At 61.2% G+C, this 17,774-nt stretch carries 10 protein-coding genes; 8 read left to right on the plus strand and 2 right to left on the minus strand.

Annotation, left to right across the window (positions count from 1 at the left end; translation table 11 throughout):
• Positions 1-119: 119 nt before the first annotated feature.
• Positions 120-5,618, minus strand: a complete 5,499-nt coding sequence (locus tag B7Y43_RS10075; protein ID WP_374131513.1) for an AMP-binding protein — start codon at positions 5,616-5,618, stop codon at positions 120-122.
• A gap of 201 nt (positions 5,619-5,819) precedes the next feature.
• On the opposite strand from B7Y43_RS10075, the gene B7Y43_RS10080 reads away from it, so the two are divergent.
• The 6 genes from B7Y43_RS10080 (at position 5,820) to B7Y43_RS10105 (ending at position 14,528) form a co-directional block, all read left to right on the plus strand.
• Positions 5,820-6,743 (plus strand): hydrogen peroxide-inducible genes activator, encoded by a 924-nt coding sequence (locus B7Y43_RS10080; protein ID WP_374131514.1) that lies wholly within the window; start codon positions 5,820-5,822, stop codon positions 6,741-6,743.
• 123 nt (positions 6,744-6,866) lie between these two features.
• Entirely contained in the window at positions 6,867-8,546 is a 1,680-nt protein-coding gene (locus B7Y43_RS10085) for an ABC transporter ATP-binding protein (RefSeq protein WP_374131515.1), read from the plus strand.
• Positions 8,530-9,588, plus strand: coding sequence for an efflux RND transporter periplasmic adaptor subunit (locus B7Y43_RS10090; RefSeq protein ID WP_374131516.1), 1,059 nt, complete (start codon positions 8,530-8,532; stop codon positions 9,586-9,588). The genes B7Y43_RS10085 and B7Y43_RS10090 overlap by 17 nt, the downstream gene beginning before the upstream one ends.
• Positions 9,581-11,068 carry a TolC family protein gene (locus B7Y43_RS10095; RefSeq protein WP_374131517.1) on the plus strand — a complete coding sequence of 496 codons (1,488 nt, stop codon included), beginning with the start codon at positions 9,581-9,583 and terminating at the stop codon, positions 11,066-11,068. The genes B7Y43_RS10090 and B7Y43_RS10095 overlap by 8 nt, the downstream gene beginning before the upstream one ends.
• A 132-nt stretch (positions 11,069-11,200) precedes the next feature.
• The gene (gene katG / locus B7Y43_RS10100) at positions 11,201-13,399 is read left to right on the plus strand and encodes a catalase/peroxidase (protein WP_374131518.1); all 2,199 of its coding nucleotides are present in this window, start codon (positions 11,201-11,203) and stop codon (positions 13,397-13,399) included.
• A 232-nt stretch (positions 13,400-13,631) separates the two neighbouring features.
• Positions 13,632-14,528: a DUF1838 family protein gene (locus B7Y43_RS10105; protein ID WP_374131519.1), complete on the plus strand. Its 897-nt coding sequence runs from the start codon at positions 13,632-13,634 to the stop codon at positions 14,526-14,528.
• 78 nt (positions 14,529-14,606) lie between these two features.
• Here B7Y43_RS10105 and B7Y43_RS10110 read toward each other — a convergent pair whose 3' ends face one another.
• Positions 14,607-17,066, minus strand: coding sequence for a TonB-dependent receptor (locus tag B7Y43_RS10110; RefSeq protein ID WP_374131520.1), 2,460 nt, complete (start codon positions 17,064-17,066; stop codon positions 14,607-14,609).
• Between the two features lie 133 nt (positions 17,067-17,199).
• On the opposite strand from B7Y43_RS10110, the gene B7Y43_RS10115 reads away from it, so the two are divergent.
• Together B7Y43_RS10115 and B7Y43_RS10120 are read left to right on the plus strand one after the other, a co-directional pair.
• Positions 17,200-17,466 carry a hypothetical protein gene (locus B7Y43_RS10115; RefSeq protein ID WP_374131521.1) on the plus strand — a complete coding sequence of 89 codons (267 nt, stop codon included), beginning with the start codon at positions 17,200-17,202 and terminating at the stop codon, positions 17,464-17,466.
• The gene (locus B7Y43_RS10120) at positions 17,451-17,771 is read left to right on the plus strand and encodes a DUF1330 domain-containing protein (RefSeq protein WP_374131522.1); all 321 of its coding nucleotides are present in this window, start codon (positions 17,451-17,453) and stop codon (positions 17,769-17,771) included. The genes B7Y43_RS10115 and B7Y43_RS10120 overlap by 16 nt, the downstream gene beginning before the upstream one ends.
• Positions 17,772-17,774 lie beyond the last annotated feature (3 nt).

Consider the following 17,774-nt stretch of genomic DNA (forward strand, 5'->3'; position numbering starts at 1 on the left):
GTCATTCATTTGCCGCTTATTGACGTGTTCAGAGCCTGGGGAGGGCGAACCTGATCATATCGTTGATTATTAGAGAACGGCAACAGGGTACGCCATTCCCGCCAATCGGCGCTACGCCGCTAAAGATCGGGCGGTAGCGCTTCCCCCGCCGCCCAAGCCTCTAGCAACGCATCGCGGCTGCGCAGGCCCATCTCGGGCAGCGCGTGGTTCACCACATAGGTCGCGCCCGAATGGCGGTTGTCCCACATTGCCTGATGCGCCTCTGGCAGCCCGTCCCACGGCACCACTTGCGGCTCGGTCACTTCCAGCAAGCCCGCCGCAATCATGTCGTTCATTCGGGCAACCTCGAAAGCGTTGCACAGATGAGTGCCCAGGATCGACGCGGTCGGCATCAATATCTGGCGCTGCCGCGTCCACACTTGCGGCGCATAGAAAGTGAAGCGCTGCCCGGCCATATCTTCGGCAAAGATCACCCGGCCAGTGAAGGGCTTCACCAGCGAGGTCGAGACGCCGAGCGTATCCTGCCCGGCGCGCTCGATGATCAGATCGGGGCTGCCGCGCGGATTGTCGGGCGAACGCAAAATCTTGCCAATCGCCGAGCCGAACGGCTTCATCACCCGGTCCTGATAATCGCGCACGGCCGCCTTGAACACCTCGATATCCACCTTGGAATCGGGCAGTTGCGGCATCGTGTCGGGCCATAGGAAGTTGGCGCCCTCCTTCCGCCGGATCGATTCGAGGCTGACGATCCCCTCGATCGCGTCCTCAAGCCCCAGCGACTGTAGAAACTCGCGCTGTCCATCGGTCGTGGTCGCAACGACGCTGCGCGCATTGAAGCGCCGCGCCGCCTCGATCATCTCAAGGCCTGTTTCGTCGAGCAATTCCTTCGAGCGCGGGCCGTAATAGATCAGCACTGCCTCGCCGCCGCGAAGCGCTGCCTTGCGTAGCATTTCTTCGGGACTGGCCGTGCCGGGCTTGCCCATGAAGCTGAAGTGATAGCCCGACGACGCGCCGTAGAACGCCAGCGTGCCGCCTGCCGCCAGCAGCTGAAAGCTGCGCGGAAACGCCGTCTCACCGGCATGGCTGACAACATAATCGGCAAGCTTGCCGCCGTTCAGCGCCTCATATTCGGCGATCAGCGGTGCGCCGGCTGCCTCCCAGGCGCGGGCTGCTTCTGCCTCTTCAGGCACGATCGTGAAAAGATCAGCAAAGCGCGGGTCCTTGCGATCAATCGCGCCGACCGCGCCTTGCTGCCCGGTAATGAAAGCGGCGCGTTCGGGCGACGATACCAGCCCGGTCACCTGCAACCCGGTCCGCACCGAACTGCGCAACGCGTCGAGACCCGTGCCCGTCGCTGCACCCTCGACAAACAAGGTTCGCCCCGGCGCAATCTGCAGGGTCGTGAACAGGCAGCGCGAGATCGTGCCGAGGTTGAGCACATAGCTCCCCGCCTGCTCCAGCGTCAGATCGGGCGGAATGCCGTGCATCTGTGGTGCCTGCACGGTCAGGAACTGCGCGTGGCTGCCCGTTTCGGTCTCGTACCCCTGGATCGAGAAATCCGCATACATCGGATCATTGCCGACTTGGGGGCTGAGCAGATCGTTGGTGCCCGAATAGACGGTGACCAGATCGCCGACCTTCACGCGCCCCTCGGCCCGCGTCTCGCTGCCAAGCGCCGCGACCAGGGCGATGCCGCCGGAGCCGGTAATCTGGACGTCCTCTTCATGGCTATCGAACGGCGACACAGGAATGCCGGTCAACGCCCAGATATCGTTGAAGTTGACCTCACTGGTCAGCATGTAGAGCAACGCTTCGTTGGGCGCGGGCTCTGGCACCTTGACGATCAGCTCGCGCTCATGGCTGGCGGGCGGGCCGAAACGTGGTGCGCCTGTCTCTGCATCACGGGCAATGCCGAACGCATATTGCCATTCGGGGATGCGGGTGACGCCAGGGTAGAAGGGCGCGCCGACGGGGAGCAACTGCCCTTCCGATTCAAGCGCTTTGCCGCGCGGTTCGTGCTCTTCATCCAACCACACGCCGTCGCGGCGGACGGGGAGCGGCGGGCTCACCTTGTCCATGAACTGGCGGATGCCGGTCTTGCCGCCTTCGGGGTCGATAATGGCTTCAGCGAACAGTGCCGCCTCGCGCGCCATCCCCGCGCTCATGCCTTGTTCAAGGCCGGTCCGCACTGCTTCGAGTGCGCGCTTACCCGCCGTGCCACGCCCGGCCCAGTCGAGCTGCCGCTGGATACGCTGCAGGAAATCATCCGCCAGCACCGCATCAAGATCGACCGACGATGTCTCTTCCCATGCCTTGGTAGCCGCTTGTCGCGCGGCATATGCCGCACCCAACGGGCTATTCGCGCCATCCTTCACAAAAGCGCGTATTGCCGCATGCGCCTCAGCCAGCGCGTCGCGCGATCCATCGACTAACGTATCGACTAGGCCAATATCCGCCGCGGTCGCTGCGTCGATGCTGCGTCCCCCCAGGATCAGATCAAGCGCATCGCGCACGCCCGTCGCGCCATTCCGGTCAGCGAGCAAGCGCGGCAAACGCTGCGTCCCGCCATAGCCCGGCAGCAACCGCAAGCGGATCTCTGGCTGGCCAAAGCGCGCGGTCGGCTCGGCAATCCGGTAGTGGCAGGCGAGGGCGAATTCCATGCCGCCGCCAAGCGCCACGCCTTGCACCGCGGCGATGCACGGCTTGCCCATCGTCTCGATCTTGCGGAAGGCGAGCTGTGCATTGTTGGGCAGCACCATCGCTTCTTCGAACGAATGGATTTCCTCGAGCATCTGGCGGATGTCGGCCCCGGCCACGAACGAGGCCGTGCCCTGCCCGGTGAACACCACCGCGATGACATCATCCTTGCGCGACAGTTGATCGACCACGACCACCAGCTCGTCGATCGCGCGTTCATTGAGCGCATTGACCGGCGGGTTGGTGACGGTGACGGTCGCCACCCGCTTGCCCGGCGCGACATTGTTGTACTGGACAAGGAAATAGCGATTCCGCTCGAACAGCGATTGCTCCTCCGACAGACGCTGTTTGCGCTGCCAGTCGTCGATCGCGGTCTTGAGCTCGGTGAGCGACTCCGGGTTGCGCAGCGTCGTCACGTCGCCGACATCACCGCCCTCGACCAGCGCCCGCACCATCCGGCGCATATATTTGCCGCTGCGCGTCTCCGGGAATTGCGAGACTTCGATAAAGTCGGCCGGCACCGCGACCGCACCCTTTTCGCTGCGGACCAGCTCGAACAGCCGACGCTTGTCGTCGATCGTCAACTTGCGTCCCGCGACCGGCACGACAAAGGCAAGCGGCGTCAGCCCCTTCTCGCGGTGCGGCGCGCCGACGACCAGCACATTGCCGACCGGCGAATCCGGATCGAGCGCCTTGTCGCGGAGCACTGCGCCCTCAATCTCTTCGGTCCCCATCCGGTGGCCCGATACGTTGATGACGTCGTCGCTGCGCCCATGCAGCGAGAAGGAACCATCCTCATGCGCGATCGCGAAATCGCCCTGGGTATAGGCCCACACCCCGCGCCAGCGCTTCCAATAACCATCAATCCAGCGCCCGGAATCACCGCGCCAATCGCCTTGAACGCTACCATTCTCGACGCGGAAATTATCGACATCGCCCCAGATGGTGCGCGCCAGATAGGGGTAGGGCGCGGCGATGACGATCTCGCCCTTTTCGCCCATTTCGGCCTGCCGCCAGGGCACGCCATCGGCGCCGTCACGCGCGAATGGCGTTGCGCTTGCGGTCGCATCGGCATCCTCAACCCAGACATCACCGATAATCCAGGGCAATGGATAGGCATGCGCGTCGGGCTTTAGCGGGAAATCCTGATTGCCGTAGAAATGCGTCCAGGCAATGCCGCCATGCTCGGTCGCCCAGTAACTGTTGATGTACTGCGGCACGACATGCTGCATCCCGAAGGCCTGCACCGATGGCGAAGTCGGCTCGGCGCAAAAGGTCGCGACGCGCAAGACCCCCATGTCATAGCGCTCAAGATCAGCGAGGTTCGACGGATCGGACATTACCGATTTCAGGAAGGTCACCCCCGCCTTGAAGATCGTGACCCCGTGCCGCTCGATCATCGACGCAAAGCGCCCGGCATGCGGGAAGACCGGCGATCCTTCCGACACCACGCTCGTCACCCGCGTCATTAGCGGTGCGCAGATCAGATAGCTTTGGCCGGTAATCCAACCCGGATCGGCGACGACGAACAGCGTATCGCCCGGCCGCGCATCGAACGACACTTTCATCGTATGCGCGACGCCCGCCGCATAGCCGTGTGCGTGGACGATACCCTTGGGTTTGCCCGTCGACCCCGAGGTGTAGATGAAGAACATCGGATAATCGGCATCGACCGGCAGCGGCTTAGACGATGCCCAGATCGCCGGTACGAAATCCGCGTCCGGCAATGCCAGCAGTTCATCCTGCGACGTTACCGCGAAGCCAGCCTCGCGCGCCTTGGCGAGCAAGGTTTCCAGCGCCGCATCGGTCAGCTCATGGCTCCAGCGGTCGCGTTCCTCGCGCCAGATGATGTCGGGTTGCGCCGTGTGGCGCACCACAATCACCGTTTCCACGCGCGGCGGCAACGTAACGAGGCTCGATGCGATGGCGATCCGCACGCGCGCGGCATCGGCGGCGCTGATCCGGCCCTCGCTGCCCAAGGTGATCAGCGCACGGCCAACCCCGCGCATGATGTCCGACCGTTCAACCGAGACTTCGCCCGCCAGCGTTTCCTTGACCGTAGCGAGGATTGTCGCGCTATCCGCCTCGGGCAGTTCGAGATCGATATCCGACAAAATCGCCAGCGCCGTTGTCACCGGCACATAATTATCAAGCGCCGGATCGGTATAGGCGTTCTTGAATGCCGCGACCTGCGCGTTGCGATAGCTGCCATCCGACGTGACGATCACCCGCGCGCCCGCATCGCAAATCCGGTCCGACAGCGTCTTGTCGCTGAACCCGCCAAACACGGCGGTATAGACAATGCCCAGCCGCTTGGCCGCTTCGGTCCAGTAAATCTGCGGCACAATGCTCGGCATGTTGAGCGCGATGCGGTCCCCCGCCTTCAGCCCCAGCGCCTGCAGCGCCAGCGCGCACTTCGCCGTCTCAAGCAGCAATTTCTTGCGCGACACGGTGAAGCAATCGACCGGCGCCCCGCGCCCGCCGCCTGCGGACATGTCCCAGCGATCGCCTTCAAAGATCAGCGCCGCCTCATCGCCATGCCCGCTCAGGACATGGCGGTCGACTTCGCTGAAACAGGCATTGGTCCGCCCGCCGACGAACCAGCGCCAATGCGGCGGCTCGCTGGCATCGAATGCCTTGGTCCAGGGCGCGAAATCGGCCGGCAAATCGGCAGTAACCGCAGCCGCAGTTGCCGCATCCCAGCCCGACCAGCGGCCATCCTCGCCGCGCGCCAGCCAAGCCCCCGCGCTGCCGAGATGATCGACAAACCAGTGCATCGCGCTGGCGGCAATCGCGCCGTGAAAGGCACCAGGATCGGCCAGACAGGCACCGCGCATCGCGCGCCAATCATCGCCCGACCGTACCGGATTACTGGAGGCAGCGGGAACGGGCACGGAAAACGTTGAAGCAAGCTCATTCATCAGTGATTCGGTTCCCGAAGGCGGCATACCGGGGAATTGAAAGCCAATTTGATCGAAAATAGCAAATCGGAAAACGATCAGGATGTTTTATTACGCGGCGCTGCACCCAAACGGCCACGCTTACGCAGCGCTGCAAAGCAACCGGCAGCCAATCGCTCTGCATGATTGGACTGTCCCCCCCGGCGCGCTAGACAGTCCAGCATGGCCGCTCCCAAAATTACGCTCCGCCAGCTTCATTATCTGGTCGCGCTTGCCGCCACAGGGCATTTCCGGCGCGCGGCAGAACGGGTCGGCGTAACCCAGCCCTCTCTCTCCGCGCAGATTGCCCTGCTTGAGCAGCGCCTTGGCATCAGGCTGGTCGAACGCGGCACCACCGTCGCAACGCTGACCCCGCGCGGTCGCGACATTGTTGAACGCGCACAGCATCTGCTGAATGATGTTCAGGCGCTTGAAGATAGCGCGCTCGACGACCCGGAAGGGCTGCGTGGCACGATCCGGCTTGGCGTGTCGCCAACGCTTGGGCCATATCTGATGCCGCATGTCGTGGCACGGCTGCACCGCGATCACCGCGATTTGCGGCTGCATGTCCGCGAAGGATCGCCCGACGAGCTGCTCCGCGACCTTGCTGGCGGCACCCATGATGCCGTGCTGCTGCAATTGCCGGTTGTCGGCCATGAATTCACCGTCCAACGGCTGTTTCGCGAAGAACTGCTGATCGCCATGGCTGCTGACGATTCACTCGCCGCAGAGCCCGCGATCGATCCGGCGGCCCTAGCCGGACGTGGGCTGCTGACGCTTTCCCCGCAATATAAGATGTCCGAACAGATCCTCGCGCTCAGCACCGCTGTCGGCGCGGAGGTCATGCGCGATTATGAAGGGACCAGCCTTGACGCGATCCGTCAAATGGCCGGCATGGGGATGGGACTGGCCCTGCTGCCCTCGCTCTATATCCGGTCAGAAATTCGTGATGAGGACGATGTCCGTGTCCGCCCGATCCGCGGTCGCGCGATTTACCGGGAGGTCGCCCTGGCCTGGCGGCGCAGTGCAGGGCGAGCGCCGGCCTATCAACGGCTGGCAGCAATCGTTAGCGAGGTTGAGCGATCGATCCAACCGATAGGAAATTAGAATTGATTTGAATTGTTTTGCTGCGTTGATCCTATCGAACGCCGCTGTATTTAGACCCCCCCACACACACGCGTTGCAATTCGGGAGCAGAACATGGCGGGCGAGGCCCCAAAAAGCGTCAGAATGCGCGATGTCATTCGCTGGGCGGCCCCGATATTGGGGCCCGACAGCGCCTTTTTCACGCTGGCGATCGTCTATGGGATCGGCATCAGCCTGTTGTCGCTTGCCACGCCGATTTCGGTGCAGATGCTGATCAACAGCGTCGCCAACACGGCGCTGGCCGCGCCCCTTTTCACCCTGTCCGGCATCTTGTTTGCGCTGCTGATGCTGTCAGCGCTGCTCAGCGCCTTTCGCGTGCATTTGATGGAGGTGTTCCGCCAGCGCATCTTCGCGCAGCTGGTCGCCGAGATCACGCTCCGCGCGGTGCATTCGCGCAACCCCTTTTTCAGCGACGATCGCAAAGGCGATCTGTTCAATCGCTATTTCGAAGTGATGAACCTGCAAAAATCGGTGCCGTCGCTGCTGATCGGGCTGTTCACCATCCTGCTGCAATCGGCGGTGGGCTTCGTCGTCACGTCATTCTACCACCCGTTTTTCCTGGGCTTTAACCTGCTTTTCATTCTGATCGCCTGGGGCATTTGGCGGATCTGGTCCCGTGGGGCGATGACGTCAGCCGTCACGTTAAGCCATGCCAAATATGATACCGCGCACTGGCTGGAGAGCGTTGGCGCATCGAACGGCTTTTACAAATCGGGCCGCCATATCGATTATGCGATCGACAAATCTGAAGCGATGACGGCGCGGTACATCGCCGCCTATCGCCGCCATTTCAATTACAGCTTCAGCCAGAATGTGGCCTATCTGGTGCTCTATGCCGTGGCCAGCGCCGGCTTGCTCGCGCTTGGCGGATGGCTGGTCATTCAGGGGCAGTTGTCGATCGGCCAGTTGGTCGCTGCCGAGCTGATCCTGTCCAGCATCTTTTACGGCGTTGCGCAGCTTGGCCCCTATCTCGACGTCTTTTATGATCTGGTGACCGCGGTCGAAGAACTCGGGCTGCTCTATGATATTCCGCAGGAATTGCCTGGCCGGGTCACGGAACCACATGATGCGGCGGGTGATTTGGCCTTTGCCAGCGTTCAGATCGACGATGTCACTATCAATTGCACCATCCCGTATCGCGCCCGGCTGGTCGCCGCCGCCGATCCCGATACGCAGCGTGCCTTTGCGCTGCTGCTGAAACGCCACCGCACGCCGGAAAAGGGCTTTGTCACTCTGGGTGGTGCCGACATCAACGCGCTTGATCCCTATCGCCTGCGCAGCGACGTGATCGTGCTTGATCGCCCGACGATCGTGGAGTGCTCGATCCGCGACTATCTTGAGCTATGTTCGCCCGATGATGAGCCCAGTTCGATGATGAACGCGCTGAAACTGGTCGGCATTGATCGTCGGATTGGCAAACTGCCGCTGGGGCTCGATACTGTGCTCGCGTCAACCGGCTGGCCGCTTTCGCTGCCTGAAATGATGCGGCTTAAGCTCGCCGGGGCGTTGCTTTCGCGCCCGAAAATTCTCGTCATGTCGCCGCTGTTCGATATGGTGCCCGCGGACGAACTCAGTCGGCTGTTCGATGCACTCGGCACGCTGCCGACAACGGTGATCTATTTCACCAATCGCAATAACCCGCCCCGGCTTGATGGCCATCTCTGGCTTGGCCGGGACCGGCAATGGATTGAAAACGATCGCGCGATCTTCAACGCGCTTCGCCATGCCGACAAACTTGAGGAAGCCAATGCAAACGCACGTTGAACAGCTCAGCCGGTTCAAGACGCTGGGCAGGCTCAAGACGCCGGCTGTCTTGCGGGCGGTCGCGATCATGCTGGCTGTGGCCATGATCGCCTCGATCGTCGGCCTGGTCTATATCCCCTGGGTCCAGACGGCTCCCGGCACCGGCAGCGTAACCGCGCTCGATCCCCGCGACCGGGTGCAGAATGTGACCGCGCTGGTCGCCGGACGCATTCTGCGCTGGGACGTTACCGATGGCAGCATCGTCAAGCGCGGCGATCCCATCGCCCAGATTGTCGACAACGATCCGCTGCTGCTTGATCGGCTCCGCGCCGAGCGTGCGCAGAAGCTTGCCGAGATCCAGGCCGCTGAGCTCGCCGCGCAAACGGCGATGCTCGACGTCAACCGCACGGGATCGCTGTTCCGCGAAGGGCTGGCCGCGCGACGGGACTATGAATCGGCGCAGATCAAAGTCGCCGACTACCGCGCCAAGATTGCGCAGAGCCGGGCGGCAATCAACAAGGTCGATGTCGATCTCAGCCGTCAATCGGCGCAGATCGTCCGCGCCCCCCGGGATGGCCGGATCATGCGGATCAATGCCGGCGACAGCGCCACCATGGTCAAGCAGGGCGATGTCCTCGCCACTTTTGCGCCCGAAGATTCGGTGCGTATCGTCGAACTCTATGTCGATGGTCGCGATGTGCCGTTGATCTCGCCGGGTCGCCGCGTACGACTTGCGTTCGAAGGTTGGCCCGCGATCCAGTTCAGCGGCTGGCCCTCTGTCGCGCAGGGCATGTTCGACGGACGGGTGCGGGCGATTGACCTCTCGGCGTCTGACAATGGCCTGTTTCGCCTTCTCGTCGAACCGGCGCCCGATCGCGCACCATGGCCGCGCGAACCCTATGTCCGGCTTGGGGCCAAGGTGCGTGGCTGGGTGCTGATGGATACCGTGCCAGCCGGTTTTGAGCTTTGGCGTCAACTCAATGACTTCCCGCTGCAGTTCCAGCCGCCCGCTGATCCCAAGGCGGCACCAATTCCGCCGAAGGAAAAGAAACCAAATGCGTAGTTGCATCGTTGTGGCTGCCTGGGTCGTCGTAACAACCGCTCTCCCAGGCGCTACGACGGCCCAGAACCTCACGCGCCCGGTCGAACCGGTTGTATCGCGCCCGGCCCCGGCAAAGGATGCGCCGCTGTCGCTTGCCGAGGTGCTGCGCTCTTCGCGCCGCCACGCGCCGCAGATATTGGAGGCAATCGCCAAGGTCCGCCAGGCCGAGGGCAAGGTGCTGAGCGCAGAGGGCGCGTTCGATACCGTCGTCAAGGCAGAGGCCGAATCCCGGCTGACGGGCTTTTACGATGGCCAAATCGCGGGCGGGACGATTACCCGCCCGATCGAAAACTGGGGCGGCAGCCTCTATGGCGGCTACCGGATCTCAAGCGGTCGCTTCCCGATCTATGAGGACGAGCGCTTCACCAATAATTTCGGTGAGCTCAAGATTGGCGCGGTCCTGTCGCTGATGCGCGATCGACTGATCGATGATCGCCGCTTTGCGCGTGGCAACGCCCGCATTGATGTCGACATCGCAGAGGCAGACCGGTTGCTGACGGCAATCGGCGTGCAGCGCCGCGCGATCGGTGCCTATAATCTGTGGGTTGCATCGGGTCTTAGGCTGGCGGTGTACCGGGATCTGCTGAAACTTGCCCAGGCGCGCCAAGCGGGTCTCGTGCGCCAGGTTCAGCTCGGCGCACGGCCAGCGATCATCTTGACGGAAAATGAGCAGAATATCCTGCGCCGGGAAACATTGGTCGCCCGCGCAGAGCAGGATTTAGCGCAGGCTGCCAACGCGCTTTCCTTCTTTCTGCGCGACGCCGATGGCGCGCCGATGGTGCCGCCAACGGCGCGCTTGCCGACAAGTTTTCCGGCCATCCCACGATCGAATGGCGATCCGCGGGCCATGCTGAATGCACGCCCAGACCTGCGCCAGATCGATCTGCGGATGGCTCAGGCGACCAATCGACTCGAACTTGATCGCAACGCTTTGCAGCCCCGGCTGGATCTGAAGGCGGAAGTTGCCCAGGATATCGGCCCGCTTGGCGAAGGCGGGCGGTCGCGCGCCGGCACCGAAACAAAAGTGGGGCTGAGCTTCACGCTGCCGCTGCAACGCCGCGCCGCCCAGGGCCGGATCGACCAGACGACAGCTGAAATCGACTCGATTCGTCGGCGGCGGCAACAAACTGAAGAGCAAATCATCGTCGCGATCGATGGATTGGCCATTGATGTCAAAGCCACTGAACGGCTGCGGACACTGGCCGAGGCAGAGCATGACCGTGCAACCACCATGGCCGAGGCAGAAAGCCGCCGCTTCACTTTGGGCGCCAGCGACTTTTTCCTGGTCAATGTTCGCGAAGAATCAGCGGCCGATGCGGGCGTGCGCAAGCTTGATGCGGCCTATCGCCAGATTGTGGCCAATGCGGAACTTGCGGCTGCCGCAGCAGATTTGCCTGCGCTAGGCCTAGATGCCCGGGCTTTGGCCAGCGAAGACGAATGAAGTGGTGTATCATGTGACGAGTAAAATCGATCACTGATATAAGAACTGATCGTTTCGCTCTGTTTACGGTCCGGGGTATGGCCGTTCCAGAACGTAAAGTTTCGCCCCTGCCCAATAAAAAATGGAGAGCATATGAACGACGAAACCAAGTGCCCGGTGATGCACAGCGGCCATGACGGCGCAAAACGCTCAGGCATGACAAATCGCGATTGGTGGCCGAATCAGCTCCATCTGGGCATGCTCCACCAGCATTCAGCCAAGTCCGACCCGATGGGTGAGGACTTTAACTATGCGGAGGAATTCAAGACGCTCGATCTCGACGCCGTCGTCGCTGATCTGCACGCGCTGATGACCGATTCACAGCCTTGGTGGCCCGCTGATTACGGTCATTACGGCCCGTTCTTCATCCGCATGGCCTGGCACAGCGCCGGCACCTACCGCATCGCGGACGGCCGCGGTGGCGCGGGGTCTGGCACGCAGCGTTTTGCGCCGCTCAATAGCTGGCCGGACAATGGCAATCTCGACAAAGCGCGCCGCCTGCTGTGGCCGATCAAGCAGAAATATGGTCGCAAGCTGAGCTGGGCCGATCTGATGATTCTGGCCGGCAATGTCGCGCTTGATTCGATGGGCCTGAAGTCGTTCGGCTTTGCCGGTGGCCGCGCTGATGTGTGGGAGCCAGAAGAGGATATTTACTGGGGCCCCGAAGGTAAATGGCTCGAAGATCAGCGCTATAGCGGGGATCGCGAGCTCGCCAATCCGCTCGGCGCGGTGCAGATGGGCCTGATCTACGTCAATCCCGAAGGCCCGAACGGCAACCCCGATCCGGTTGGTTCGGGTCGTGACATTCGCGAAACCTTTGCGCGGATGGCCATGAACGACGAAGAAACCGTCGCGCTGGTCGCTGGCGGTCACACCTTCGGCAAAGCGCATGGCGCTGGCGATCCAGGCCAGTTTGTCGGCCCCGAGCCGGAAGGCGCGTCGATCGAGGAAATGGGCCTGGGCTGGAAGAACAGCATGGGCAGCGGCAAGGGCGTCGACACGATCACCAGCGGCATCGAAGGCGCTTGGACGGCGACGCCAATCGCCTGGGACAACAGCTATTTCGATACGCTGTTCGGCAATGAATGGGAACTCACCAAGAGCCCGGCCGGTGCCCAGCAATGGACGCCGAAGAACCCGGAAGCGCAGGGCACCGTGCCCGATGCGCATGATCCCGCGCGCCGCCATGCCCCGATGATGACCACTGCCGACATGGCGATGCGGATGGACCCAGCTTATGAGAAAATCTCACGCCGGTTCCACCAGAATCCAGCCGAATTCGCCGATGCCTTCGCCCGGGCGTGGTACAAGCTGACGCATCGCGACATGGGCCCGATTAACCGGTATCTCGGCAAGCTGGTGCCCGCCGAAGAGCTGATCTGGCAAGATCCCGTACCGGCCGTTGATCACGCGCTGATTGATGCCGCAGATATCGCCAGCCTGAAAGCAACGCTGCTCGCGTCCGGCGTGACGCCTGCACAGTTGGTGCGGACAGCCTGGGCTTCGGCCTCGACTTTCCGGGGCAGCGATATGCGCGGTGGCGCCAATGGTGCGCGTATCCGCCTGGCTCCACAAAAGGACTGGGACGTCAACGAGCCCGCCGAGCTGGCAAATGTGCTGGTCAAGCTGGAGGCGATCCAGGCAGCATTTAACGGCGCTGCGGCGGGCGGCAAGAAGGTGTCGCTGGCAGATCTCATCGTGCTCGGCGGTGGTGCCGCAATTGAAGATGCGGCGAAAAAAGCAGGTCATGATGTGACCGTGCCATTCACGCCGGGTCGTACCGATGCCACGCAGGAACAGACCGACGCGCACAGCTTTGCACCACTCGAGCCAACCGCAGACGGCTTCCGCAACTATCTGCGCGACGGCCATCCGTTGTCGTCAGAACAATTGCTGATCGATCGTGCTCAGTTGCTCAGCCTCACCGCGCCTGAAATGACGGTGCTGATTGGCGGTCTGCGCGCTTTGGGTGCCAATGTCGGTGGGGCAGCACATGGCGTGCTGACGCATCGCCCAGGCACGCTGTCGAATGACTTCTTCGTCAACCTGCTCGACATCAACACCGTCTGGGCACCAGTCGGCGACAGCAATGAGCTGTTCGAAGGGCGTGACCGGGCGACTGGCGCAGTCAAATGGACGGGCACCCGCGTTGACCTGATCTTCGGATCGAACTCGGTGCTTCGCGCCGTTGCCGAAGTCTATGGGTCGAGTGATGCCGACAAGGCGTTCGTCAATGCCTTTGTCGCGGCATGGGCCAAGGTGATGAACCTCGATCGGTTCGATATCGCCTGATCAACGGATGGTAAGCCCCGGTCACAGCCCTGTTTAGTCAGGCTGCGACCGGGGGTTTCCGGTCTGGGGGCGACGACCACTCCCGGACATTACAGTTTATAAAAGTCCGCAGTCCCGCATTTCCCCGCGCGCGATCGAGGCGGGCGCTCCTTCACGGCCAGATTTGTCCGGACATATTTTCTTTGGTGCTTTTTTCCGGTACGAGTGACCCGAAGCACAGGAGCGGGAGAATATGATGACAATCAAGATGTCAGTGGCGGCAGCCATTATCGCTATAGCCGTAAGCCCGTTAGCCAACGCCAGACAGCTTGATCCCGCCAACCCGACCGATGCGGTCGAGATCATGAAGCGCACCCAATGCGGTGTTAAGGACAGTGAACCAGCAGTCTATTATTGGTCTGGACGAATTTATTCGCGGGTCGAAGGCGAGCCCGACAAGCTGTTGTTCGGCGGTGAAGGCATGAATATCCGCCAATGCATCGCGATTACCGATCCCAAGCGCGGCACCGGTTTTCGCCAGGTCAGCCGTGAGGTGATGTTCTTTACTGATCCCAAGACCGGCCAGATCGTGCGCCAATGGGATAATCCGTGGACCGGAGAAAAGGTTGAGGTGATGCACATCGCCAATGACCCGGTGAATGGCCGCCCCAGCTTTCCCATGAGCGCAGAGGGCAAGCCCTATGCCCTTAACATGCAGCGTATGGGCCAATGGGTGCAGATGCCGCTTGAAGTGCCGCTATTTTATGAAAACCCGCTTGGCGGCGACTACCAGGATTTTGTCGGCAACAAATATCACGCGATGGAGATTTTCGATTTCGCCGCGCGCGCCGACGAATTGCTCGATACGAAATATCCAACCGCCTATCCTTCCGTTTCCTGGGTGCGGATTTCGGATTGGATGCCGTGGATGAAGATGCGCGGTCGGCACGGTAACATCGTTTTCAACGCGATGGGGGCGAAGCTGAAAAGCTATGCCGAGCTACCCGCCGTCATCCGCGACGAGATTGCCGCGCGCTACCCGGCCTATGTCGCGCCGCCGCCAACCGATGATGCCCGCCCGAATGAGACGACCTGGACGGTGTTCAAGAAGCGGCTTGATGCGGCCAGAAAAGCAGCGCCAGCGAAATAACGCCGCCGATTACATCGTGCACAAAAAAGCCCCGCCGGAATCCGGCGGGGCTTTTTGTTGGCCCTAGCGGGTAGCCGATTAGAAATTATAGCCGAGCGACACACCGATTTGCCGACGGTTTGCGCCTTGGACCAGCGGTGCCGAGACGAAGAAATTAGTGGTGTCAAAGAAGCGGACACCGGCCAAGGGCGAAGCATCATCAAAGGCATTGTCGACAAAGAATTGCAGCCGCCATGCGCCGTTGGTCGCCGTCACGCGGAAATCAACGGTCGCGCGATCGCCGAAATTCTGTAGATTGTCGGCACGGACAAAGCTCTTTGACTGGTAAACAAAGTCGGCACGTGCCTGCAGCTTGATCGGCCCTTTGGTCGGCACATCGACGCGTGGGCTGATCAGGAACTTGTGGTCAGGCACATAGGGCAAGGATTTGCCGTCGAAATTGATCGCTGGCAGACCCGCCAGCGCCAAATTCTGCGCCCCCGAATCGTCGATGAAACGACTATAACGGGCACGCGTCCAAGCATAGTTTCCAAAGACCGATAAGACATCGTTAAAGCGGTAGGAGGTTTCAACTTCGACGCCGTAAATATTCGCTGCTGCAACGTTGCAGGAATAGGATCGATTGGTGCTATTGCCGCCCGCGGTTACAGGATTTTGGCACACCGCCTGCTGATTTTGCCAATCGGTATAATAGCCGGCAACGTTGAACAGCAACCGGTTGTCAAACAACCGCGATTTCAGGCCAATTTCATAATTGTTGGTCGTTTCGGGCTGAAAAGTGCGCTGGTCGGGAAAGACGTTCAAACCGGTGTTGAACCCACCCGTCTTCGCGCCCCGGGCATAGCTGGCATAGACAAGAGCGGAGGGATCAACCTTATAGCTGAAAATCGCGCGCGGGGTCGCAAAACTGAAGGTCTGCTGCGTCGCCGTGAACGCCGTCGCAGCCGCGGTGCCGGCTGGGCTGGGGAATACCGTCAAGGCACCGGTAAAGGGGCTTGTCGGTGACGTAACGATCGGTGATGGCACCGCACCGCAGCCCACCGTTCCCGCCGGCGGGGTCGCCGAAGGGTTGGCAAAAAAGGTCGGGCACTGCGCGAAGGTCTGGGTTTCGCTTTCATAGCGAATTTCACCCGTGATCGTGAACTTGTCGGTCGCGTGCCAATTGACCGAACCGAAGCCCGAATAACTCTTCGTCGTCAATCGGATGCGCGGAAAGGAATAATTGGGATTAAACGCCGAATAGGCGGTTGGGCCTGTCGTCGTGGAGGGGCTCAGGCCACGTTCAACACCGACATTGATATTATCATAATAATAAAAGCCAACCAGCCAGTCGATCGTCTGCTTGCCCGATGAGCTCAGCCGAACTTCCTGGCTGATGTCACGAAAATATCCGTCATTGCTCGACAGGCTGAAAGCGCTTGATCCAATCGGCAGATTGGGGACGAACGGGAAGCCAAAGGTGGGGCAGCCACCCGTTCGATCACAGATCGTATTGTCGCCATCGAAGGTGAATTCGGCGTTGCGCTTGGCATAGGCCGTGATCGACGTCAGCGTGACCGGCCCGAAATCATATTGAAGATCGAGGCTGCCGCGGATCGATTCTTCGCGATCCCCATAGCTGCCGCCGGGCAGACCCGGCACGCTGCGCGTGTTGACGGTTACGCCATTGCGCGCAATCCCGGGAACCTCACCGAAGAAGAACAGGTTCCGCCGCTGCGATGCCGGTGCACCGGCAGGCTGGCCGATCCCCCCGTTGGTGCGGATGATGCTTGACGGCGGCTGGCCGTTATTTTCCTTTGAATAGGTAAAGCGCAAAGTAGCGAGAAACGCCTCATCGGGCGCCCATTCGAGCGTGCCGATAGCGCCGTAATTCTGTGCGAAATCGACCTTGCCGCCGTCAATAGAGCTCCGATAAAAGCCATCGAACTGGCGAAAAAAGCCACCAACACGGAAACGCAGCGTGTCGCTGATCGGGCCGCTGACGCTTGCAATACCCTTCACCAAGCCATTGTTACCGCCGGTAAATTCGGCATTGGCCGTTAACACTGCAGACGGCCGCTTCGTTACATAGTTGATCGCCCCCGCAAAGGTGTTGCGGCCATAGAGCGCCGATTGTGGCCCCTTGACCACTTCGATCCGCTCAAGATCGTTGAGTTCAAGATCGACGCCAGCCTTGCCTGACAGAAAAATGCCATCAAGAAACACACCGACGTTGAGCTGGCCAAGGGTTTGGGCGGCACCACGGATGATCGGCAACTGGTTCTGCGCGCCAAACAAAGGCGTAAAATTCAGGCCGGGCGTCAGCTTGGCGAGATCGGCCAGCCGCTCAATCTTGGCTGCTTTGATGTCATCGGCGGTAAAAGCCGTGATGGCGACCGGCACATCCTGGAGCTTTTCTGAAGTCTTGCGCGCGGTAACGATGATTTCCTGCGGTGCATTTGCTGCCTGCTCCTCCTCTGCTGGCGCCGCCTGCGCAAAAGCTGCAGCCGGGCTCAACATTGTCGCCGCCAACAGGCCGGCACGTAAGATCAGTCGCATGATTGACTCCCCCCCGAACAAATTTCTGAAGCGAGACTTTCATTTGCCGCATAATTTGTCCAGACAAATTATTAGCGGACGCTAACGAGTCGAGATGTGTTGCGTGAGCGACACACTTAGAAGAGGGGGCGGTATGGAGGATGCCAATCGGGTTTCGCGGCGAATGGTGCTGGCGGCAGGGGCTGGGCTGGCGTCCGGCATCGCCACCGCGCCATTGGGGCCGCGAGTGACGCACCGCATCCCGATCAAGGATTTCCGCGCACCGCACCGCCAGCCCTTCGTCCATAGCGAATTGGTGATGCCGGTGTACGAGGCCTATCGCTCGAGATATCTCGCCGACAAGGCGCGCTGGCCGAAATGGTCCGTTGCTAAAGGAAGCTGCCCATGCCTGCTTACATGATCGTGACCGCCAAGATCGCCGACCGCGACGCCTTCATCAACGGTTATGGCATGGCGGCCGCCAAGCTGGTGGAGCAATTTGGCGGCAAATATGTGTTGCGTGGACCCGGCGCGACCTTGCTCGAGGGTGATTTCGGCGCCCAAGTTTTTGAGGGAGGCGCGTCGATGGTGATTTCGGAGTGGCGCGACAAGGCTTCGGCGGAAGCCTTTTGGAACTCTCCCGATTATGCCGAGGTGAAAAAGCTGCGCGAGGGCATTGCCGATTGCCAAGTGCTGCTGATCGAGGCTGCCAAGATCAATGGCTGATTC

The organism is Sphingomonas sp. 28-62-20 (assembly GCF_002281505.1).